We start from the raw sequence: 17,391 nt of genomic DNA on the forward strand, positions 1-17,391 counted from the left end.
AGGGGTGCGGATGACAAGCGAAATCACGGTGGCGGGCGGCGGCATTTCGGGGCTGGCCTGCGCCTGGGAACTGCTGCGGCGCGGCCGCAAGGTGCGGCTGTTCGAAACCCGCCACATCGGCGCCGGGGCTTCGGGCGGGCATGTCGGCGCGCTGGCGCCCCATGCGCCCGAAAACTGGAACGAAAAGAAGCAGGTGCAACTGGACGCCCTGATCGCGGCGCAGGATTGGTGGGCCGAGGTCAAGGCGGCGGGCGGCGCCGATCCGGGCTATGGCCGCACCGGGCGCATCCAGCCCGTGGCCCAGGGCGCCGAGGCCCGCATGGCCGCCCGTGTGGCCGCCGCCCGCGCCTATTGGCCGGACTGGGCGGGGATGGAACTGACCGACCGGCCGCAGGCCGCGCTGCTGCCCGTTTCGCCTTCTGGGCTTTGGCTGGTGGACCGGCTGACGGCACGGATCAGCCCACGCCGGGCCGGGGCGGCGCTGGCCGCCGCGATCCGTGCCCAGGGCGGCGAGATCGTCGAGGGCCAGGCGGCGCCCGCCGACGCCCCGGTGATCTGGGCGACGGGTGCGGCGGGGCTTGCGCCCTTTGGCGGCACCGGCGTCAAGGGCCAGTCGGCGATGCTGGCGCTGGACCTGGGCGATCAGCCGCAGGTCTTTGCCGATGGCATCCATATCATCCCCCATACCGACGGGACGGTCGCCATCGGCTCGACCACCGAGCGCGATGTGCTGGACGACCGCACGGACGAGCAGCTTGAGGCGGTGATCGACCGCGCGCGCGCGCTATGTCCGGCGCTGGCCGACGCGCCGGTGGTCGACCGCTGGGCCGGCATCCGGCCGCGCGCCAGGTCGCGGGCGCCGCTGGTCGGGCCCTGGCCGGGCCGGCCGGGCCATTACGTCGCCAATGGCGGTTTCAAGATCGGGTTGGCCATGGCCCCGGCCGTCGCCGCCATGCTGGCCGACCTGATCCTGGAGGGGCGCGACCGCGTGCCGCAGGCCTTTTGGCCCAAGCTCAAGGCAGGGGGCTGACGCCGATCACCGGCAGGTGCAGGTAAAGCAGCGCGGCCCAGGCCAGTGCCGCAACGGCCAGGCGCTGCCAGCTCAGCCGCAGCGCCACCCCCTGCCGCAGGCTCAGCGCCAGGCCGAAAAGCGCATAGGCCAGCAACAGCCCGAACAGGATGAGATGCGCCAGGTCGCCATTGGCCAGCAGATGCGCCCCGCCCCACAGGGCAAAGCCGGCCATCAGCCCCACCATGCCGCCCAGCACCGCCATCAGCACCGCCAGCGGCATGGCCAGGTTGACCAGCCAGCGCATCCAGGGCGCCTGCGGCCAGATCTCGACAAAGGGCGCCCGGCCCGCCGCCAGGATCAGCCAGTAAAGCAGCGCCAGCGACAGCAGGCTGTAGCCGACGATATAGCCGCGCTTGCCCAGCCGCGCGATCAGCGGCCCGCGCAGCCGCGCCGGGATCACATGCGAGCCCAGGAAAGCCGCCAGCGCCAATGCGAATTCGCCCCATTCCATGCCGCAAGCCTAGCCCTGCGCCCCCGCGACGGCAATCCGCGTTGACGCCGCGGGCCGCTGCGGCATGATGGCGCAAAACGAGAGATCCATGACCCGCCTTCAGTCCGCCTTTGACGCCATCGACGCGGCCAATGCCGCCGATCCGCAGCTCGACCCGCAGGGCCGGCCCCAGGCGCTGCTTTACGGCCAGCGCATGACGGCCGAGCAGCAGGCGCTTTATCCCGACGCGTCGGACCCCCTGCGCATCGCCTGCCGCGGCCAGCATGTCGAACGCTGGACGCTGCCGCGCGACAGCTATCCCATGGACCGCGCCGGCTACCTGGCCTGGCGCACGGAACAGGGCCGCCGCCACGCCGCCCGCGTCGCGGGCATCATGCGCCAGGCAGGCTATGGCGCGGCCGATACCGCCGATGCCGAAAGGATGCTGACCAAACAGGGCATCAAGCGCGACGATCAGGTGCAGGCGCTTGAAGACGTGGCCTGCTTTACCTTCCTGCGCTGGTATATGGGACCCTTTTCCCAGGGCCGGGACCCCCAGGACTTGCAGCGCATCGTGGACCGGACGGCCCGCAAGATGTCTGCCATGGCCCGCGTCCGCGCCCTGGCGGAATTCGCCATTCCCGAACCCTTTGCCGGGGCCTTCCGTGACTGACGCGCTGATCGTCGCCCATGGCCAGCCCGGCGACCCCGCCCCCCAGCAACGGGCCGTCGAGGCGCTGGCCGCCCACATCCATGTCCCCGGTGTCCAGGTCCGGGGCGCCACGCTTGCCATGCCCGGCGCGCTGGACCTGGCCGGGAACGGCACGCTGATCTATCCGCTGTTCATGGCGTCCGGCTGGTTCACCCGCAGCGAACTGCCCCGCCGCCTGCGGCTTGCCGGTGCGGCGAATGCCCGCATCCTGCCGCCCTTCGGAGCCGACCCCGGCCTGCCGGCGCTTTGCCTTGCCCTGGTCGCCGATGCGGCCCAGGCGGGGGGCTGGCCCCTGTCGCAAACCCACCTGCTTATCGCCGCCCATGGTTCGGGGCGCTCGCCCGCACCGGCCGCGGCCGCCCGGCAGATGGCCGCCGCCCTTGCCCCGCAATTCGGCGCCACGACCTGCGGCTTCATCGAGGAAACGCCCCTCATCGCCGACGCCGCCCGCGGGCTGCCCGCGCGCAGCATCTGCCTGCCGCTTTTCGCCACAAGGGCAGAGCATGTCACCGACGACCTGCCGCGCGCGCTGCATGCCGCGGGCTTCGGCGGCACGGTCCTGCCCCCCGTAGGACTTGCCGCCCAGGTCCCCGCGATGATCGCCGAAACCATCAAGGCCGCCCTGTCCGAGCGGCCCTGATCTTCACCGTTTTCCAAATACTCATGCGGCCGCGCCACCGGCACGGCGCAGAAACCGGGTCACATCGCTGCCAGTTGCGCCAGCGCCGCGCGAATGCGGCCCAGGTCGTCCTCCAGCGCGGCAAGCTTCGCGCGGGTTTCCTCGATGACCTCCGGCTCGGCATGTTCGACGAATTTCGGATTGGCCAGCCGTCCCCGCAGGCCCGAGGCGTCCTTTTCAGCCTTGGCCGCGGCCTTTTCCAGCCGCGCGGTCTCGGCGCCGACGTCGATCATCGCGCCCACGGGCAGGGCGAAGCTTGCCCCCAGCGCCGCGACCGCGATCATGCCCGGCCCCATGGCGCCGTCCTGCGGCGCATTCACCCGCGCCAGCCGTTCGATCAGCGGGGCGTTGGCGGCCAGGGCGGCGCGCGCCGCCTCGTCGGCCTCGGTCACGATCAGGTCGGGACGGGCGCCGGCCGGCACGCCGATCTGGGCGCGGGCCGAGCGGATGGCTTCGATAAGCTGGATCACCCAGTTCATCTGCCGGTCCGCATCCGCGTCGATCAGTTCGGCGCCATAGGCGGGCCAGTCGCCATGCACCAGCATCCCGGACCGTTCGCCGGTCAATGCCCACAATTCCTCGGTGACGAAAGGCATCACCGGATGCAGCAGCGTATAGCACTGGTCCAGCACCCAGCCCATGGTCGCGCGCGTCTCGTCCCCGAACTCGCCGTCGAACAGCGGCTTCGAAAATTCGACATACCAGTCGCAGACCTTGCCCCAGACAAAAGCGTAAAGCCCCGAGGCCGCGTCGTTGAAGCGATAGGTCTCCAGCGCCTCGTCGGTGGCCTGGCGGATGCGGGCGACCTCGCCGATGATCCAGCGGTTCACCACATGCCGGGGCTGGGGCCGCGGGACGCCGCCGCGAACGCCGTTCATCTCGGCAAAGCGGGTAGCGTTCCAGATCTTGGTGACGAAATTGCGGTTCGCCTCGACATGTTTCGGCCCCAGCTTGGGGTCGCGGCCCATGGCGGCCATGCTGGTCAGGGTAAAGCGCAGCGCGTCGGCGCCATATTCGTCGATCAGGGTCAGCGGGTCGATGACGTTGCCTTTCGACTTCGACATCTTGGCGCCCTTTTCGTCGCGCACCAGGCCATGGACATAGACGGTGCGGAACGGCACTTGGCCGACCACGGCCAACTGCATCATCATCATCCGGGCCACCCAGAAGAAGATGATGTCGAAACCCGTCACCAGCACCGAGGTCGGGAAATAGCGGCGCAGTTCGGCCGTATCCTCGGGCCAGCCCAGCGTGCCGATGGGCCACAGCCCCGAGGAAAACCAGGTATCCAGCACATCCGCATCGCGCCAGACCGGATAGACCAGCTTCGTCGGATCCTGCGTCAGGTTGTAATCGGCCAGCCCCTGGGCAAAGGCGTCGACGGCGGCTTCGCGGTCCGCGACCTCGACCACGCGGGCCATTTCCAGCGGCACCGGCAAGGCGGCGATGGAGTCGCGGAACCTCTCGACCACCTCGGGGAAACCGGCCGCGGCATGGTGGATCTCGTCGCGATGGACCAGGCCCTCTTCCAGCAGGGCGAAGATCTCGACCTCGTCCAGAACGCCGTCATGGTCGTCCTCGACCTGGCCTTCCAGCCGCAGGTCGAGCCCGTACCAGACCGGGATCTGGTGGCCCCACCAAAGCTGGCGGCTGATCGTCCAGGGCTCGATATTCTCCAGCCAGTGGAAATAGACCTTTTCGTGCTGCTGGGGCAGGATGCGGGTCGCGCCGCTGCGCACCGCCTCCAGCGCTGGGCCGACGATGCGGGCGGTGTCCACGAACCACTGGTCGGTCAGCATCGGCTCGATCACAACGCCCGAGCGGTCGCCAAAGGGCTGCATGATCGGCTTCTGATCGACCAGCGGCCGGCGTTCCAGATGCTCGGCGCCGGTTTCCTTGTCGATGGACTTGTGCAGATAGGTGACGGCCAGCCCTTCGGCGGTGATCGCCTCGACCACTCGCGCCCGCGCCTCATAGCGGTCCAGGCCGCGCAGTTCCTCGGGGACCAGGTTCACGGCCGAGACGTCGCCCACATCCTCGCCGCGCGCGGCGCGGGTGGCGATCTCGGCGCTTTCCTCATAGGACAGCCCGTCGGCGCGCATCCGGCCCTTGCCGTCCATCAGCACGTAAAGCGGGATGCCGTTGCGCATCGCCACCGCATAGTCGTTGAAGTCATGCGCGCCGGTGATCTTGACCGCGCCCGAGCCGAAATCGGGGTCCGGATATTCGTCGGTGATGATCGGGATCAGGCGGCGGTGCTGCTGGGGTCCGACTGGGATCTCGCACAGCTTGCCGATGATCGGGGCATAGCGCGCGTCGTCGGGGTGGACCGCCACCGCGCCGTCGCCCAGCATGGTTTCGGGCCGCGTCGTGGCGATGCTGATATAGTCGCGCATCTCGCGCAGGGTGACGTTGCCGTCGGCGTCGCGTTCCACGTATTCATAGGTCTGGCCACCGGCCAGCGGGTATTTGAAATGCCACATATGGCCGGGAACCTCGCGGTTCTCGACCTCCAGGTCGGAAATCGCTGTCTCGAAATGCGGGTCCCAGTTGACCAGCCGCTTGCCGCGATAGATCAGCCCCTTGTCGTGCATGTCGACAAAGACCTTGATGACGGCATCGTGGAAATTGCCGTCTTCGCCCTGGGGCGCGCCGGGGGCGCCGGACATGGTAAAGGCGTTCCTGGACCAGTCGCAACTGGCCCCCAGGCGCTTCAACTGCTCGATGATGGTGTCGCCGGATTCCTGTTTCCAGGCCCAGATCTTTTGCAGGAACGCCTCGCGCCCGATGTCGCGGCGGCCGGGCTCCTGCCGCTCGGCCATGCGGCGTTCGACGACCATCTGCGTGGCGATGCCGGCATGGTCCTGGCCGGGCTGCCACAGCGTGTCGAAACCGCGCATCCGGTGCCAGCGCACCAGGATGTCCTGCAAGGTGTTGTTCAGGGCGTGGCCGATATGCAGGCTGCCGGTCACGTTCGGGGGCGGGATCACCACCGAGAAGCTTTCCGTCCCCGGCTTCGCATTGGCGCCCGCGGCGAAGGCATTCGTTGCCGCCCATTCCCGCGCGATCCGCGCCTCGGCGGCCTTAGCGTCGAAATTCTTGTCCATGGCCATGTCGCTTACCCCTTCGATCGAAAAGGGGATAGCGAAGCGCGGGCCAAAGGCCAAGAGGCGGCTGTCCTGCGCCCGGCCGGGAATCCCGGCAGGGCAGGGACGCGGCGGGGCAGGGGGCCTTGCCCGCCGCGCCGCGTTCAGGCCGTTTCATCCTTGAGACCGACCACGGCGAAATGCGCGCCCTGCGTGTCGCGGGCCATGGCGACAAATGCGCCGCCGGGCACCTGGATCGGGCCATGCAGGACCGTGCCGCCGCCGTCGCGGATGCGGGCGATGGCCGCATCGACGCCGTTCACGCCGAAATAGGGCAGCCAGCAGGGGCTGGGCGCATCGCCCAAGCCCATCATCCCGCCGATATCGGACCCCTGCCAGGCGAAAAGCTGATAGGTGCCCATTTCTGCCATGTCCATGGCGGCGGACCTGGTCCAGCCCAGCAGCCCGGCATAAAAGTCGAAGCCGGCGCCGGGGTCGGTGGACATCAGTTCGATCCAGTTGCCGTGGCTTTCCTTGCGCTGGTTCCAGGCCCCCGACTCGGCGGGCGGCTGCGGGTCCATCGGCGCGGGCTGCAAGATGCCGAATGCCGCGCCCTGCGGGTCTGCGGCCACCGCAAAGCGCCCGGTGCCGGGAATGTCGGCCGGCTCGCGGAAGACCGAGCCGCCCAGGGCCTTGACCTTGGCCGCCGTGGCATCGGTATCGTCCACGTCGAAATAGACCATCCAGAAGGGCGGGACGCCGGCGCAATCGTCCGGCATCTCCATCAGCCCGGCGACCATGTCGCCGCCGTGGCTGGCCAGGTGATAGGCAAAGCCCTCCATCCCGGCATCGGCAATGGTCCAGCCCAGCACCTTGCCATAGAAAGTTTCGGCCGCGGCCAGCCCGCCTTTGGCGGTGGACAGTTCGAACCAGCAGGGTTTTCCGTGATACATGGTCCCTCCGTCAGGCTTTCACGTCCACGATCGGCTCGAACCCGCCCCACATCATGCGCATCCCGTCAAAGGGCATTTCCGGCGGCTTCTGCATCTCGGGGTCGGCCATCATCTTTTCATAGCTGGCATCGGCGGTCGCCTTGTCGGGCCATTCGACCCAGGAAAACACGACGGTTTCGTCGTCCTTGGCCTGGGTGGCCATGTAAAAGTCGCTTACCTTGCCGCGGGGCACGTCCACGCCCCAGGCCTCGACCATGCTCAGCGCGCCGTAACGCTGGAACATGGGCCAGGCGGCATTCGCCATGTCGATGTATTTCTGCTTGTTCGCGGTCGGGACCGCCAGCAGGAAACCGGAGTAATAGGCCATTCTCGCTTCCTCCTCATCGGGCGCGTCATGCGCCAATGAGTCGCAGGCTGGCAGTTGAAGTATTAAAAAGCAACTGATAATAGTAAATCATGACTGACACCGGCAAGATCTCGCGACCGCGCTATGACGAAGGCTGCCTTGGCGCCCATGCGCTGAACTTCATCGGCGATCGCTGGGCGCTGCTTGTGGTGCGCGAATTGATGTTCGCGCCCAAGCGCTTTCAGATGATCCGCGCCGGGCTGCCGGGCATCACCGCCAGCGTGCTGACCCAGCGGCTGGGCCAATTGGTGCAGGCGGGGGTGGTGGCGCATGACGATGCGCTGGGGCTTTACGCGCTGACCGATGCGGGCCGGGCGCTGCATCCGGTGCTGCGCGAGCTGTGCCGCTGGGCGCTGGTCATGCCGGGACATGACCCGACCCGGTTCATCAGCATTTCCGCGCTGATGATTTCGATTTCGGCCACGGTGGACACGGCGCGGGCCGCGGGCCTGCCGCTGCGCGCCGGCTTTGTTTCCGGCAAGGAGGGGTTCGAGGTCGCGCTGTCCGCGCAGGGTATGCCGCTGGTCCGGGCAGCCCGCGCCCCGGCGGGCGATTTCGTGCTGGAAGGTTCGGGCAACGCGCTGGCGGCGGCGATCTATGGTCCCGGCCCGCAGGCGCTGGCCGCGGCCGGGCTTGTGGGGCTGCGCGGCGACCGTGCCGCCGCGCAACAGTTCAGCGCATTGTTCCGCCTGATCCCTCAGACCAGATCCAGCAGCGATTCGCCCGACGAAACCGAACAGGCGCTGGGCGCTTCTTCGACCTGAAGCGCTTCGACCTTGCCGTCATTGACCAGCATGGCATAGCGTTTCGAGCGGCCGTTGATCCAGCCCGCGCCGTCGATGTTCATCCCCAGCGCCCTGGTGAAGCTGCCATCGGCATCGGCCAGGACCTCGATCCCCGCTGCGGCGGCGCCGGTGTCCTTGGCCCAGTTGCCGGCGACGAAGGGGTCGTTCACGGTGATGCAGACCAGCCGCGACACGCCCTTGTCGCGGAAATTGCCGACATTCTTGACGAAACTGGGCATATGGGCGTTGGTGCAGGTCGGCGTATAGGCGCCCGGCACGGCGAAGATCGCCACAAGCCCCTGGGCCAGGTCGGCGGCCGCCACCTCTTCGGGGCCATTGTCGCCCAGTTTCAGCAGCTTGCCTTGGGGCAGGGTGTCGCCTTTTGCGATGGACATGTCGGTTCCTCTGTCAATTGCATCGTTGCGAGGGCGAATATAGGCTTTGCGCCGCAGGCAAACCAGCGAGGGCGCAGAATGAATATCGTGATCCTGGGCGCGGGGCAGGCGGCGGCCTCGCTGGCGGCAAAGTTGCGCGCGCTGGGGCACCGGGGCGGCATCGCCGTCATCGGCGACGAACCCGCGCCGCCCTATCAGCGCCCGCCCCTGTCCAAGGCTTATCTGCTGGGCCAGATGGGGCTGGACCGGCTGACGCTGCGCGCCGCCGACTGGTGGCAGGACCAGGGCATTGCGCTGCACCTGGGGGAACGTGCCACAGGCATCGACCGCGACCGCCGGGTGGTGGCGACGGAGCGCGGCGAATATCCCTATGACCAGCTTGCCCTGACGCTGGGCGCGGCCCCGCGCCGCCTGCCCGCCGCGATGGGCGGGGACCTGCCCGGCGTGCATGTGGTCAGGAACCTGGCCGATATCGCAGGCGTCAAGCCGGCGCTGGTCGCCGGGCGGCGGCTGGTGGTGATCGGCGGCGGCTATATCGGGCTGGAGGCCGCGGCGGTCGCCCGCAAGCTGGGGCTGGAGGTCACGCTGGTCGAGGCCGCGCCGCGCATCCTGGGCCGCGTCGCCGCGCCCGAGACTGCGGAGATGATCCGCGCCCTGCACCGCGCCCATGGGGTCGAGATCGTCGAGGGGACCGGCATCGCCCGCATCACCGGCACGGCGGCCGCGGACGGGGTCGAACTGGCCGACGGCCGCCACCTGCCGGCCGATCTGGTGATCTGCGGCATCGGCGTCGCGCCCGAAACCGCGCTGGCCCAGGCGGCGGGGCTGGCCGTCGACAACGGCATCGCCACCGATGCGTTCGGTCGCAGCTCGGACCCGGCGATCTGGGCGGCGGGGGATTGCGCCAGCTTTCCCTGGGCCGATAGCCGGCTGCGGCTGGAAAGCGTCGGCAATGCCATCGACATGGCCGAGGCGGTGGCGGCGAACATGCTGGGCGCCGACATTCCCTATATGCCCAAGCCCTGGTTCTGGTCGGACCAGTTCGACGCGAAATTGCAGATCGCCGGGCTGAACCTGGGTTACGACCGGGTGGTGACGCGACCGGCGGCGAATGGCGGCTCGGTCTGGTATTACCGCGCGGGCCGGCTGATCGCGGTGGATGCGCTGAACGACGCCCGCGCCTATATGATCGGCAAGCGGCTGATCGAGGCCGGCCGCTCTCCCGAACCCCAGACCGTGGCCGAGGCCGCCGAACTGAAGGCGTTGATGGCATGAGGATCGTCGGCGGCACCCTGCGCGGGCTGAAGCTGGCCGAGGTCGGTTCGGGCGATCCGGCGGCGCATCTGCGCCCGACCACCGACCGGGTGCGCGAGGCGATCTTCAACCTGATCGTGAACGGCACCCATGGCAATCCGATCCCCGGCGCCCGCGTGCTGGACCTGTTCGCCGGCACCGGCGCGCTGGGGCTGGAGGCGCTGTCGCGCGGCGCCGCCCGCGTGGCCTTTGTCGATGAAGGCGTGGCGGCGCGGGCGCTGCTGCGCGCCAATATCGACAAGGCCCGCGCCATGGGGACGACCGATGTCTGGCGCCGGGACGCCACCCGGATGGGGCAGAATCGCGGCGCCGCCTATGACCTGGTCTTCCTGGACCCGCCCTATGGCCAAAGGCTGGGGGAACGGGCGCTCGAATCAGCGCTGGCAGGCGGCTGGATCGCCCCCGCCGGCCTGGTGGTGTGGGAGGAATCGGCCCCACCCGGCCCGGTCGCCGGGCTGGAGCAGATCGACCAGCGCAAATATGGCGACACCACCGTCACCTTGTTGCGCGCCGGCCACGATCAGCTTGCCCGGTCCAGCTTGGTGGACAGGTGAATCAGGCTCTCGCTGGAGCGGACGCCGGTCAAACCGCCGATCTGATCCAGCACATCGTCAAGCTGGCTGGTCGATATGGCAGCGAGTTGCAGCAAAAGGTCGACCCGGCCGCTGGTGGTATGGATGCGTTCGACCTCGGGCAGGCTGCGCAGCCGGGCCAGGATCGCCGCCTGGGCGCGCGGCTCGATGGTCAGCAGGCAGGTGGCGCGGATGCGATGTTCGCGCGCGAAATCGCCCAGCCGCAGCGTGTAACCGGCGATGGCGCCGGATGTTTCCAGCCGTTCAAGCCGCGCCTGCACGGTCGAGCGCGCCACCTTGAGCCGGCGGGCAAGAACCGCGACCGACATGCGCGCGTCCTGGGACAGGTGGGCCAGAATCCCACGATCAAGTTCATCCACGCGCCACCTGTCGATTTGTCAAAAGTTTTGGCATATTAACGAAGCCGCAGCCCGTTTCCACCCTTTTCATTGCAGAAATCGGAACCCATAGGGCGCAGACTGGTTTCCACCCCGAACGCGCACAGGAAGGACATGCCGATGGGACTGACCGAGGGCCGAGGCCCCAAGACCATTTGGAACAATCCCGCCGAAATCATCCGCAGACTCGCGCCCGAGAACCCGGTGATGGCCTTTGCTCCTTCGGTCCTGCATGCCGCCGCGCAGCGGTTTCTGCGCGGTTTCCCCGGTCTTGTCACCTATGCGGTCAAGTCCAATCCCGACGAGGCGGTGATCCGCACGCTTTCGGCCGCCGGCGTCCGCGGTTTCGACGTGGCCTCGCCCTATGAGATCGACCTGATCGGGCGGCTGGCGCCCGATGCGGCGCGCCATTACCACAACCCGGTGCGTTCGCAGGCCGAGATCGCCCATGCGGTCCAGGCCGGGATCAGGGCGTGGTCGGTGGACAGCCGCTCGGAACTGGACAAGCTTTTCGCCCGCGTGGCGCCCGAGAATTGCGAGATTTCGCCGCGCTTCAAGCTGCCGGTTCTGGGCGCGGCCTATGATTTCGGCTCGAAATTCGGCGCCACGCCGGAACTGGCGGCAGAACTGCTGCGCGCGGTGGCCGATCGCGGCTATATCCCCTCGCTGACATTCCATCCCGGCACGCAATGCGTCGATCCGCATGCCTGGGAAAGCTATATCACCACCGCGGCCGAGATCTGCGCGGCGGCGGGCGTCAAGGCGCGGCGGCTGAACGTGGGCGGCGGCTTCCCGTCGCATCGCGTTGCGGGGGTGGACCCGGACCTGACGGCGATTTTCGCCCTGATCCGCCGCGTCACCGACGAGGCGTTCGGCCCCGACGCCCCGGCGCTGGTCTGCGAGCCGGGGCGGGCGCTTTGCGCCGATGCCTTTGCGCTGGTCACGCGCGTCAAGGCGGTGCGCGACGGGCAGAACGTCTTTCTGAACGACGGCGTCTATGGCGGGCTGTTCGAACTGCCCATCGTCGGCAATCTGGACCGGCTTCAGGTGCTGACCCCCGAAGGGACCCCGCGCGAAGGGGATCCGATGGCGCGCATCCTCTTTGGCCCGACCTGCGATTCGGTGGACCGGCTGCCGGGCGAACTTTCCCTGCCCGCCACCATAGAGGAGGGGGATTACGTGATCTTCCACGGCGCCGGCGCCTATTCGACCGTCACCAATACCCGTTTCAACGGATTCGGCCTGATGGCGCATCTGACGGTTAACGCGCTCGAATAGGATTGCGTGCTAGCGTCGCGGCATGGAATCGCTTCGCCCCCCGATATGCCAGGCTGTCCTGATCGACGGCACCTTCGCCTCGCTGAACCAGGGGCGAAGGTCGTCCATCGCCCGCATCCACGCCCTGCTGGCGGGCGAATACGGCGCCTTGCCAGCGCCGGTCCAGGTGCATTACGCCGCCGGCCAGCAATGGGACGCCTGGCGCACATTGCCGGAACTGGCGATGGGCGCGGCGCTGGAACGCCATATCTGCGATGCCTATGCCTGGCTTGCGCGAGAGTGGAGGCCGGGCAATCCGCTGTTCCTGTTCGGCTATTCCCGTGGGGCTTTTGCGGCGCGCTCGCTTGCCGGCATGATCGGGCGCGTCGGGCTGCTGACCCACGCCCATGCCACGCGCCGCAATGTGCAGCAGGCCTGGCAGCTTTACCGCCAGGGCCGTGACCGGATGGTGGGGCGGCTGGACCCGGACCTGTGCCACCCCGCCGTGCCGATCCGCATGATCGGGGTTTTCGACACGGTGATGGCGCTGGGGATCCGCCTGCCGCTGCTTTGGATGCTGACCGAGCCGCGCTTTCGCTTTCACGACGCGCATCTGGGCGCGGATGTGGATCACGCCCTCCAGGCCCTGGCGCTGGACGAGACGCGGGCGGCCTTCCAGCCGCTGATCTGGGACGGCGCCTCGGCACCGGGCCGGATCGAGCAGATGTGGTTTCGCGGCTGCCACCCGGATGTGGGCGGCCAGCTTTCCGGGCTGGAATACGCGCGGCCGCTGGCCAATATCCCGCTGGTCTGGATGATGTCGCGCGCCCAGGCCTTTGGCCTGCCGCTGCCGCCCGGCTGGCACGGCCATTTCCCCTGCGACGCAAGCGCGCCGTCGGTCGGGTCATGGCGTAGCTGGGGCAAGGCGTTCCTCGCGCGTGCGCCGCGCCTGGCCGGGGCGGACCCGACCGAGATGCTGCACCCTTCGGTGCCGCGGCCCTATACCGGGCCTGCCCTGCTGGCCGGGGCGCTGGCCGGTGCGGCGCCGCCGCGGCCGCGTCGCCGGCTGGTGCGGGCATGGCCGCCTGCGTCAGGTCCAGCCGGACCCGCGGAAGATGCCGGCGCCGCCCCCTTGGCCAAGTCGCCAGCCCCGGCCGGCAGCCGGGCGCGGCAGGACTGAAAGCCGGCGTCACGCCACGCGCGGAACGGCGTCCTTCGGCTTGATCCCCAAAGCGGCGCAGACCTTCAGCACCAGTTCCGGCTTGTTCAGCGTGTAGAAATGCAGCTTGTCCACGCCGCCTTCGACCAGCCGCTCGCATAGCGTGACGCAGACATCCAGCGCCAGTTGCGCCTCGCCCTGCTTTCCGGCGGCGGCAAAGGCGTCCTCGGCCCATTGCGGGACCGAGGTGCCGCAGCGTTCGGCAAAGCGCCGTGCACCGGCCCAGCTTTGGATCGGCAGGATGCCGGGGATGATCGGCGCCGCGATCCCGGCCGCGCGGCAGGCGTCGCGAAAGCGGAAGAAGGTGTCGGCGTCAAAGAAGAACTGGGTGATCGCCGATGACGCGCCCGCGTCCACCTTGCGCTTGAGCCAGGCCACGTCGGCGGCGGTGTCGGGGCTTTCGGGATGCGGTTCGGGATAGGCGCCGCAGCGGATGGTCATGTCGCCGCGCGCCGCGATCGCCTTTATCAGCTCGACCGAATCGGCGAAACCGTCGGGATGCGGGGCGAACCGCGCCTGCCCCTGCGGCGCGTCGCCGCGCAGCGCCACGATCTCGTGCACGCCGGCGGCGGCATAGTCCTGGACGATTTGCAGCGTTTCTTCGCGCGTGGCATCGACGCAGGTCAGATGCGCCGCAACGTTCAGCCCGTAATGGCTGGCCAGCGCCGTCACCGCCTCATGCGTCAACTGGCGGGTGGTGCCGCCCGCGCCGTAAGTGACGGAAACGAAATCCGGTTCCAGCGGCGCCAGGGCCCGCGCCGTGTCCCACAGCCGGAACGACTGGTCCAGGTTCCGGGGCGGGAAGAATTCAAAGCTGATCGAGGGCGTCGGCATGGTTGCTGGTCCTTTTGTCGCGGGTCTTGTGACATGGCCCCCGACGTGAGACAAATTCATAATCTTCAAGATCGTCATGAGCGGCAATCAAGATGCACCTTGAACTTCGCCATCTGCGCAGCCTGCGCGCCATCCATGAACAGGGCGGCCTGGCCCGCGCGGCCGAGCTGCTGAACCTGACGCAATCGGCGTTGTCGCACCAGATCAAGGCGCTGGAACAGCAGGCCGGGGTCGAACTGTTCCTGCGCCGCACCAAGCCCTTGCGCCTGTCTGCGGCGGGGATGCGGCTTTTGCGCACCGCCGAACAGGTGCTGCCGCTGGTCGAAGCCGCCGAGGCCGAGTTCCGCGCCGTCGAGATGGGCCGTGCCGGGCGGCTGCACATGGCGATGGAATGCCATCATTGCTTTGACTGGCTGCTGCCGGTGCTGGACCAGTTCCGCCGCGCCTGGCCCGAGGTCGACCTGGACATCCGCTCCAGCTTGGCGCTGAAGGCGCTGCCGGCGCTGGAACGGGGACAGGTCGATATGGTGATTTCCTCGGACCCCGACGAAATGGACGGCATCACCTTCCAGCCGCTGTTCGACTATGCGCCGACCATGGTCGTCGCCGCCAGCCATCCGCTGGCCGCCAAGGGCTATGCCGAGCCGGCCGACATGGCGGGCGAGACGTTGATCACCTATCCGATGGAGCGGGCGCGGCTGGACGTGTTTTCGCAATTCCTGGACCCGGCCGGGGTCGAGCCCGCCCATGTCCGCCAGGTCGAGCAGACGGCCATCGCGCTGATGCTGATCGCGTCCGGGCGCGGGGTGGCGGTGATGCCCGACTGGGTGCTGCGCGCCCAGGCCGGAAATCCCGAACTGGCGCTGCTGCCCCTGGGCCGCCAGGGCATGTTGCGCAGGCTTTACGCCGCGCTGCGGACCGAGGATCTGCAACAGCCCTATATGGCGCATGTGCTGCGCCTGGCCCGGACCGAGCCGGTCAGGATGATGCGTGCCTTGGCGCAGGGCTGATCCGCGGGGGCGGTCATCCTCGGGATCATGGTCAAAATGATACTCGTTCAGTCGATCCCGAGGAGCCCTTCCTCGGCATGGCCCTGGGCCGCGATGGGCCGCGGGCAATGCCGCAAGCAAAGTTACTCATTTGGGCCGGGCACTTGCGGGCCACGACCCCGCAGCGCGCCCGCGCCAGGCGGCGCGTGCCGGCCGCAGAAACCGAACACCTATTTACTAAACCAGAGCGGGCAGTTCAGTCAATATGCACAATTGTGAATTCTTCTTGCGGCTTTGTCGGGCCACATCGGGCGGATGGCGGCCCGGCGGCCACAGCGCGCGGCGGAATGGCCGGGCAGATTTGACAAAGCCGCGCAATCCCTGAATGAATCCCACCTGACCCTGCGATCAGGACCGCCATGGCCAGCCTTTCCGCCGATCCCAAGCTTCGCTCCACCGTCCTGGCCGACGGGCTGCGGCTGGCGGGCGAGTTCACCGTCTGGACGTTGGGCCAGTTGCCGCCCGAAGCCAGGACGGCGCGCCTGCTGGACCTGTCGGAACTGACCCGGCTGGACACCGCCGCCGCCTGGTATCTGGTCGGGCGCCAGGCCGAAGGCGTCCGCCTTGACGGCCTGGACCAATCGCGGGCGCGGCTGCTTGAGACCGTGCGCCGCGCGCTGCCCCGGCCCGATGCCGAGACCGCAGGCCCCGCCGGCTGGCGGCTGATGCTGGAACAGACCGGGCGGCGCATGGCCGCGGCGCTGGTCTTCCTGCGCGAGATTGCCGAATACTTGGGCCGGTTCCTGGCCGCCCTGGCGCGCGCCATCCGCCATCCGGGCGATTTCCGCCTGACTTCGCTGGTCTGGCACATTCAGGAAACAGGCTTGCGCGCGGTGCCCATCGTGGCGCTGATGTCCTTCCTGATCGGCGTCGTGCTGGCCTTTCAGGGCGCGGCGCAGTTGCGCCAGTTCGGGGCCGAGGTGTTCGTGATCGACCTGATCGCGATTTCCGTCCTGCGCGAATTGGGCATCCTGCTGACCGCGATCATCGTCGCCGGGCGCACCGCCTCGGCCCTGACCGCCTCGATCGGGTCGATGAAGATGAACGAGGAAATCGACGCCATGCGCACGCTGGGGCTGGACCCGGACATGGTGCTGATCCTGCCGCGGGTGCTGGCGCTGGTCATCACCCTGCCGATCCTGGGGCTGATCGCCAATCTGGCCGGGCTGGCCGGTGGCGCGCTGATGTCCTGGATCGAGCTTGGCATCTCGCCCTCGATGTTCCGCTATCGGCTGCTGGCGGATACCAGCGTGGACCATGTCATCGTCGGCCTGTCCAAGGCGCCGGTCTTTGCGCTGATCATCGGCATCATCGGCTGCCATGCCGGGATGAAGGTCGGCAAGGACGCGGAATCGCTGGGCGCCGAGACCTCGCGCGCCGTGGTCAATGCCATCTTTGCGGTGATCGTTGCCGATGCGCTGTTCTCGATCTTCTTTGCCGAGGTGGGGCTGTGAGCGACGCGATCATCGAGGTCCGGGGCTTGCGCACCCAGTTCGGCCGCCATGTCGTGCATGACGGGCTGGACCTGGACCTGCGGCGGGGCGAGATCCTGGGCGTGGTCGGCGGCTCGGGCACCGGGAAATCGGTGCTCTTGCGCACCATCGTCGGGCTGAACCGCCCCACGGCTGGCACGGTGCGGGTCCTGGGCCAGGACGTGGGCGCGCTGGCCGGCCCCGCGCGCGAGGCGATGGAGCGGCGCTGGGGCGTGATGTTCCAGGGCGGCGCGCTGTTTTCGTCGCTGACCGTGCGCGAGAATGTCGAGGTGCCGCTGCGCGCCGTGCCCGGCCTGTCGCCCCAGACGCGGCGGGGGCTGGCGGAACTCAAGGTCTCGATGGCCGGGCTGCCGTGGAGCGCCAATGACAAATACCCCTCGGACCTGTCGGGCGGCATGAGAAAGCGCGCCGGGCTGGCGCGCGCGCTGGCGCTGGACCCCGAGATCCTGTTTCTGGACGAACCGACGGCCGGGCTGGATCCGATCGGCGCCGATGCCTTTGACCGGCTGATCGTCGAGCTGCGCGATGCGCTGGACCTGTCGGTGTTCCTGGTCACGCATGACCTGGATACGCTGCATGCCTGTTGCGACCGCATCGCGGTGCTGGCGGAAAACAAGGTGCTGGTCAGCGGCACCATGGCCCAGATGCTGCGGGTCGATCACCCTTGGGTGCATGAATATTTCCACGGGCCCCGCGCCCGCGCCGCCATGGCCACCGGCCGCGCAAAGGAGTGAAGG

General features: G+C 68.6%; 18 protein-coding genes. 11 read left to right on the top strand and 7 right to left on the bottom strand.

What is annotated here, in order from left to right:
• The first annotated feature begins 10 nt into the window (after positions 1-10).
• Complete coding sequence (locus tag F3H32_RS04990; RefSeq protein WP_149764872.1) at positions 11-1,030, top strand: NAD(P)/FAD-dependent oxidoreductase; 1,020 nt, start codon at positions 11-13, stop codon at positions 1,028-1,030.
• Here the strand turns inward: F3H32_RS04990 and F3H32_RS04995 are convergent.
• Complete coding sequence (locus tag F3H32_RS04995) at positions 1,014-1,523, bottom strand: NnrU family protein (RefSeq protein WP_149764873.1); 510 nt, start codon at positions 1,521-1,523, stop codon at positions 1,014-1,016. The genes F3H32_RS04990 and F3H32_RS04995 overlap by 17 nt on opposite strands.
• A gap of 88 nt (positions 1,524-1,611) precedes the next feature.
• Between F3H32_RS04995 and F3H32_RS05000 the strand changes: the two genes are divergently transcribed.
• Positions 1,612-2,175: a DUF4202 domain-containing protein gene (locus tag F3H32_RS05000; RefSeq protein WP_149764874.1), complete on the top strand. Its 564-nt coding sequence runs from the start codon at positions 1,612-1,614 to the stop codon at positions 2,173-2,175.
• A complete protein-coding gene (locus F3H32_RS05005; RefSeq protein WP_149764875.1) occupies positions 2,168-2,854 on the top strand; it encodes a sirohydrochlorin chelatase in 687 nt (228 codons plus the stop codon). Before F3H32_RS05000 ends, F3H32_RS05005 begins: the two co-directional genes overlap by 8 nt.
• Before the next feature lie 59 nt (positions 2,855-2,913).
• On the opposite strand, the gene F3H32_RS05010 is transcribed toward F3H32_RS05005, so the two are convergent.
• The 3 genes from F3H32_RS05010 to F3H32_RS05020 all read right to left on the bottom strand — a co-directional run bounded on the left by F3H32_RS05010 (position 2,914) and on the right by F3H32_RS05020 (position 7,299).
• Positions 2,914-6,006 carry a valine--tRNA ligase gene (locus F3H32_RS05010; RefSeq protein ID WP_149764876.1) on the bottom strand — a complete coding sequence of 1,031 codons (3,093 nt, stop codon included), beginning with the start codon at positions 6,004-6,006 and terminating at the stop codon, positions 2,914-2,916.
• A gap of 137 nt (positions 6,007-6,143) precedes the next feature.
• On the bottom strand, positions 6,144-6,932 hold the full coding sequence (locus F3H32_RS05015; protein WP_149764877.1) for a VOC family protein: 789 nt from the start codon (positions 6,930-6,932) through the stop codon (positions 6,144-6,146).
• 10 nt (positions 6,933-6,942) lie between these two features.
• Positions 6,943-7,299 carry a DUF1428 domain-containing protein gene (locus F3H32_RS05020; protein ID WP_149764878.1) on the bottom strand — a complete coding sequence of 119 codons (357 nt, stop codon included), beginning with the start codon at positions 7,297-7,299 and terminating at the stop codon, positions 6,943-6,945.
• Positions 7,300-7,388: 89 nt separating this feature from the next.
• On the opposite strand from F3H32_RS05020, the gene F3H32_RS05025 reads away from it, so the two are divergent.
• The gene (locus tag F3H32_RS05025) at positions 7,389-8,102 is read left to right on the top strand and encodes a winged helix-turn-helix transcriptional regulator (protein ID WP_149764879.1); all 714 of its coding nucleotides are present in this window, start codon (positions 7,389-7,391) and stop codon (positions 8,100-8,102) included.
• Here the strand turns inward: F3H32_RS05025 and F3H32_RS05030 are convergent.
• Positions 8,036-8,518, bottom strand: a complete 483-nt coding sequence (locus F3H32_RS05030; RefSeq protein ID WP_149764880.1) for a peroxiredoxin — start codon at positions 8,516-8,518, stop codon at positions 8,036-8,038. The genes F3H32_RS05025 and F3H32_RS05030 overlap by 67 nt on opposite strands.
• 78 nt (positions 8,519-8,596) lie before the next feature.
• Here F3H32_RS05030 and F3H32_RS05035 point away from each other — a divergent pair, with 78 nt between their 5' ends.
• Together F3H32_RS05035 and rsmD are read left to right on the top strand one after the other, a co-directional pair.
• On the top strand, positions 8,597-9,793 hold the full coding sequence (locus F3H32_RS05035) for an NAD(P)/FAD-dependent oxidoreductase (RefSeq protein ID WP_149764881.1): 1,197 nt from the start codon (positions 8,597-8,599) through the stop codon (positions 9,791-9,793).
• The gene (gene rsmD, locus F3H32_RS05040; protein WP_149764882.1) at positions 9,790-10,386 is read left to right on the top strand and encodes a 16S rRNA (guanine(966)-N(2))-methyltransferase RsmD; all 597 of its coding nucleotides are present in this window, start codon (positions 9,790-9,792) and stop codon (positions 10,384-10,386) included. Before F3H32_RS05035 ends, rsmD begins: the two co-directional genes overlap by 4 nt.
• Here rsmD and F3H32_RS05045 read toward each other — a convergent pair.
• Positions 10,353-10,784 (bottom strand): Lrp/AsnC family transcriptional regulator, encoded by a 432-nt coding sequence (locus F3H32_RS05045; RefSeq protein ID WP_115755280.1) that lies wholly within the window; start codon positions 10,782-10,784, stop codon positions 10,353-10,355. The two genes, rsmD and F3H32_RS05045, sit on opposite strands and share 34 nt — an antisense overlap.
• A 138-nt stretch (positions 10,785-10,922) precedes the next feature.
• On the opposite strand from F3H32_RS05045, the gene F3H32_RS05050 reads away from it, so the two are divergent.
• Together F3H32_RS05050 and F3H32_RS05055 are read left to right on the top strand one after the other, a co-directional pair.
• On the top strand, positions 10,923-12,080 hold the full coding sequence (locus tag F3H32_RS05050; protein WP_149764883.1) for a type III PLP-dependent enzyme: 1,158 nt from the start codon (positions 10,923-10,925) through the stop codon (positions 12,078-12,080).
• A 22-nt stretch (positions 12,081-12,102) separates the two neighbouring features.
• Entirely contained in the window at positions 12,103-13,239 is a 1,137-nt protein-coding gene (locus tag F3H32_RS05055) for a DUF2235 domain-containing protein (RefSeq protein ID WP_149764884.1), read from the top strand.
• 9 nt (positions 13,240-13,248) lie between these two features.
• Here F3H32_RS05055 and metF read toward each other — a convergent pair whose 3' ends face one another.
• Positions 13,249-14,112, bottom strand: a complete 864-nt coding sequence (gene metF, locus F3H32_RS05060) for a methylenetetrahydrofolate reductase [NAD(P)H] (RefSeq protein ID WP_149764885.1) — start codon at positions 14,110-14,112, stop codon at positions 13,249-13,251.
• A gap of 92 nt (positions 14,113-14,204) precedes the next feature.
• Here metF and F3H32_RS05065 point away from each other — a divergent pair, with 92 nt between their 5' ends.
• The 3 genes from F3H32_RS05065 (at position 14,205) to F3H32_RS05075 (ending at position 17,388) form a co-directional block, all read left to right on the top strand.
• Entirely contained in the window at positions 14,205-15,122 is a 918-nt protein-coding gene (locus F3H32_RS05065; protein ID WP_149764886.1) for a LysR family transcriptional regulator, read from the top strand.
• Positions 15,123-15,520: 398 nt separating this feature from the next.
• Positions 15,521-16,615, top strand: coding sequence for an MlaE family ABC transporter permease (locus F3H32_RS05070; protein WP_149764887.1), 1,095 nt, complete (start codon positions 15,521-15,523; stop codon positions 16,613-16,615).
• Positions 16,612-17,388 (top strand): ABC transporter ATP-binding protein, encoded by a 777-nt coding sequence (locus F3H32_RS05075; RefSeq protein WP_149764888.1) that lies wholly within the window; start codon positions 16,612-16,614, stop codon positions 17,386-17,388. The genes F3H32_RS05070 and F3H32_RS05075 overlap by 4 nt, the downstream gene beginning before the upstream one ends.
• Positions 17,389-17,391: the final 3 nt, after the last annotated feature.

The organism is Paracoccus thiocyanatus, from assembly GCF_900156255.1.
In the GTDB taxonomy this organism is placed as follows: domain Bacteria; phylum Pseudomonadota; class Alphaproteobacteria; order Rhodobacterales; family Rhodobacteraceae; genus Paracoccus; species Paracoccus thiocyanatus.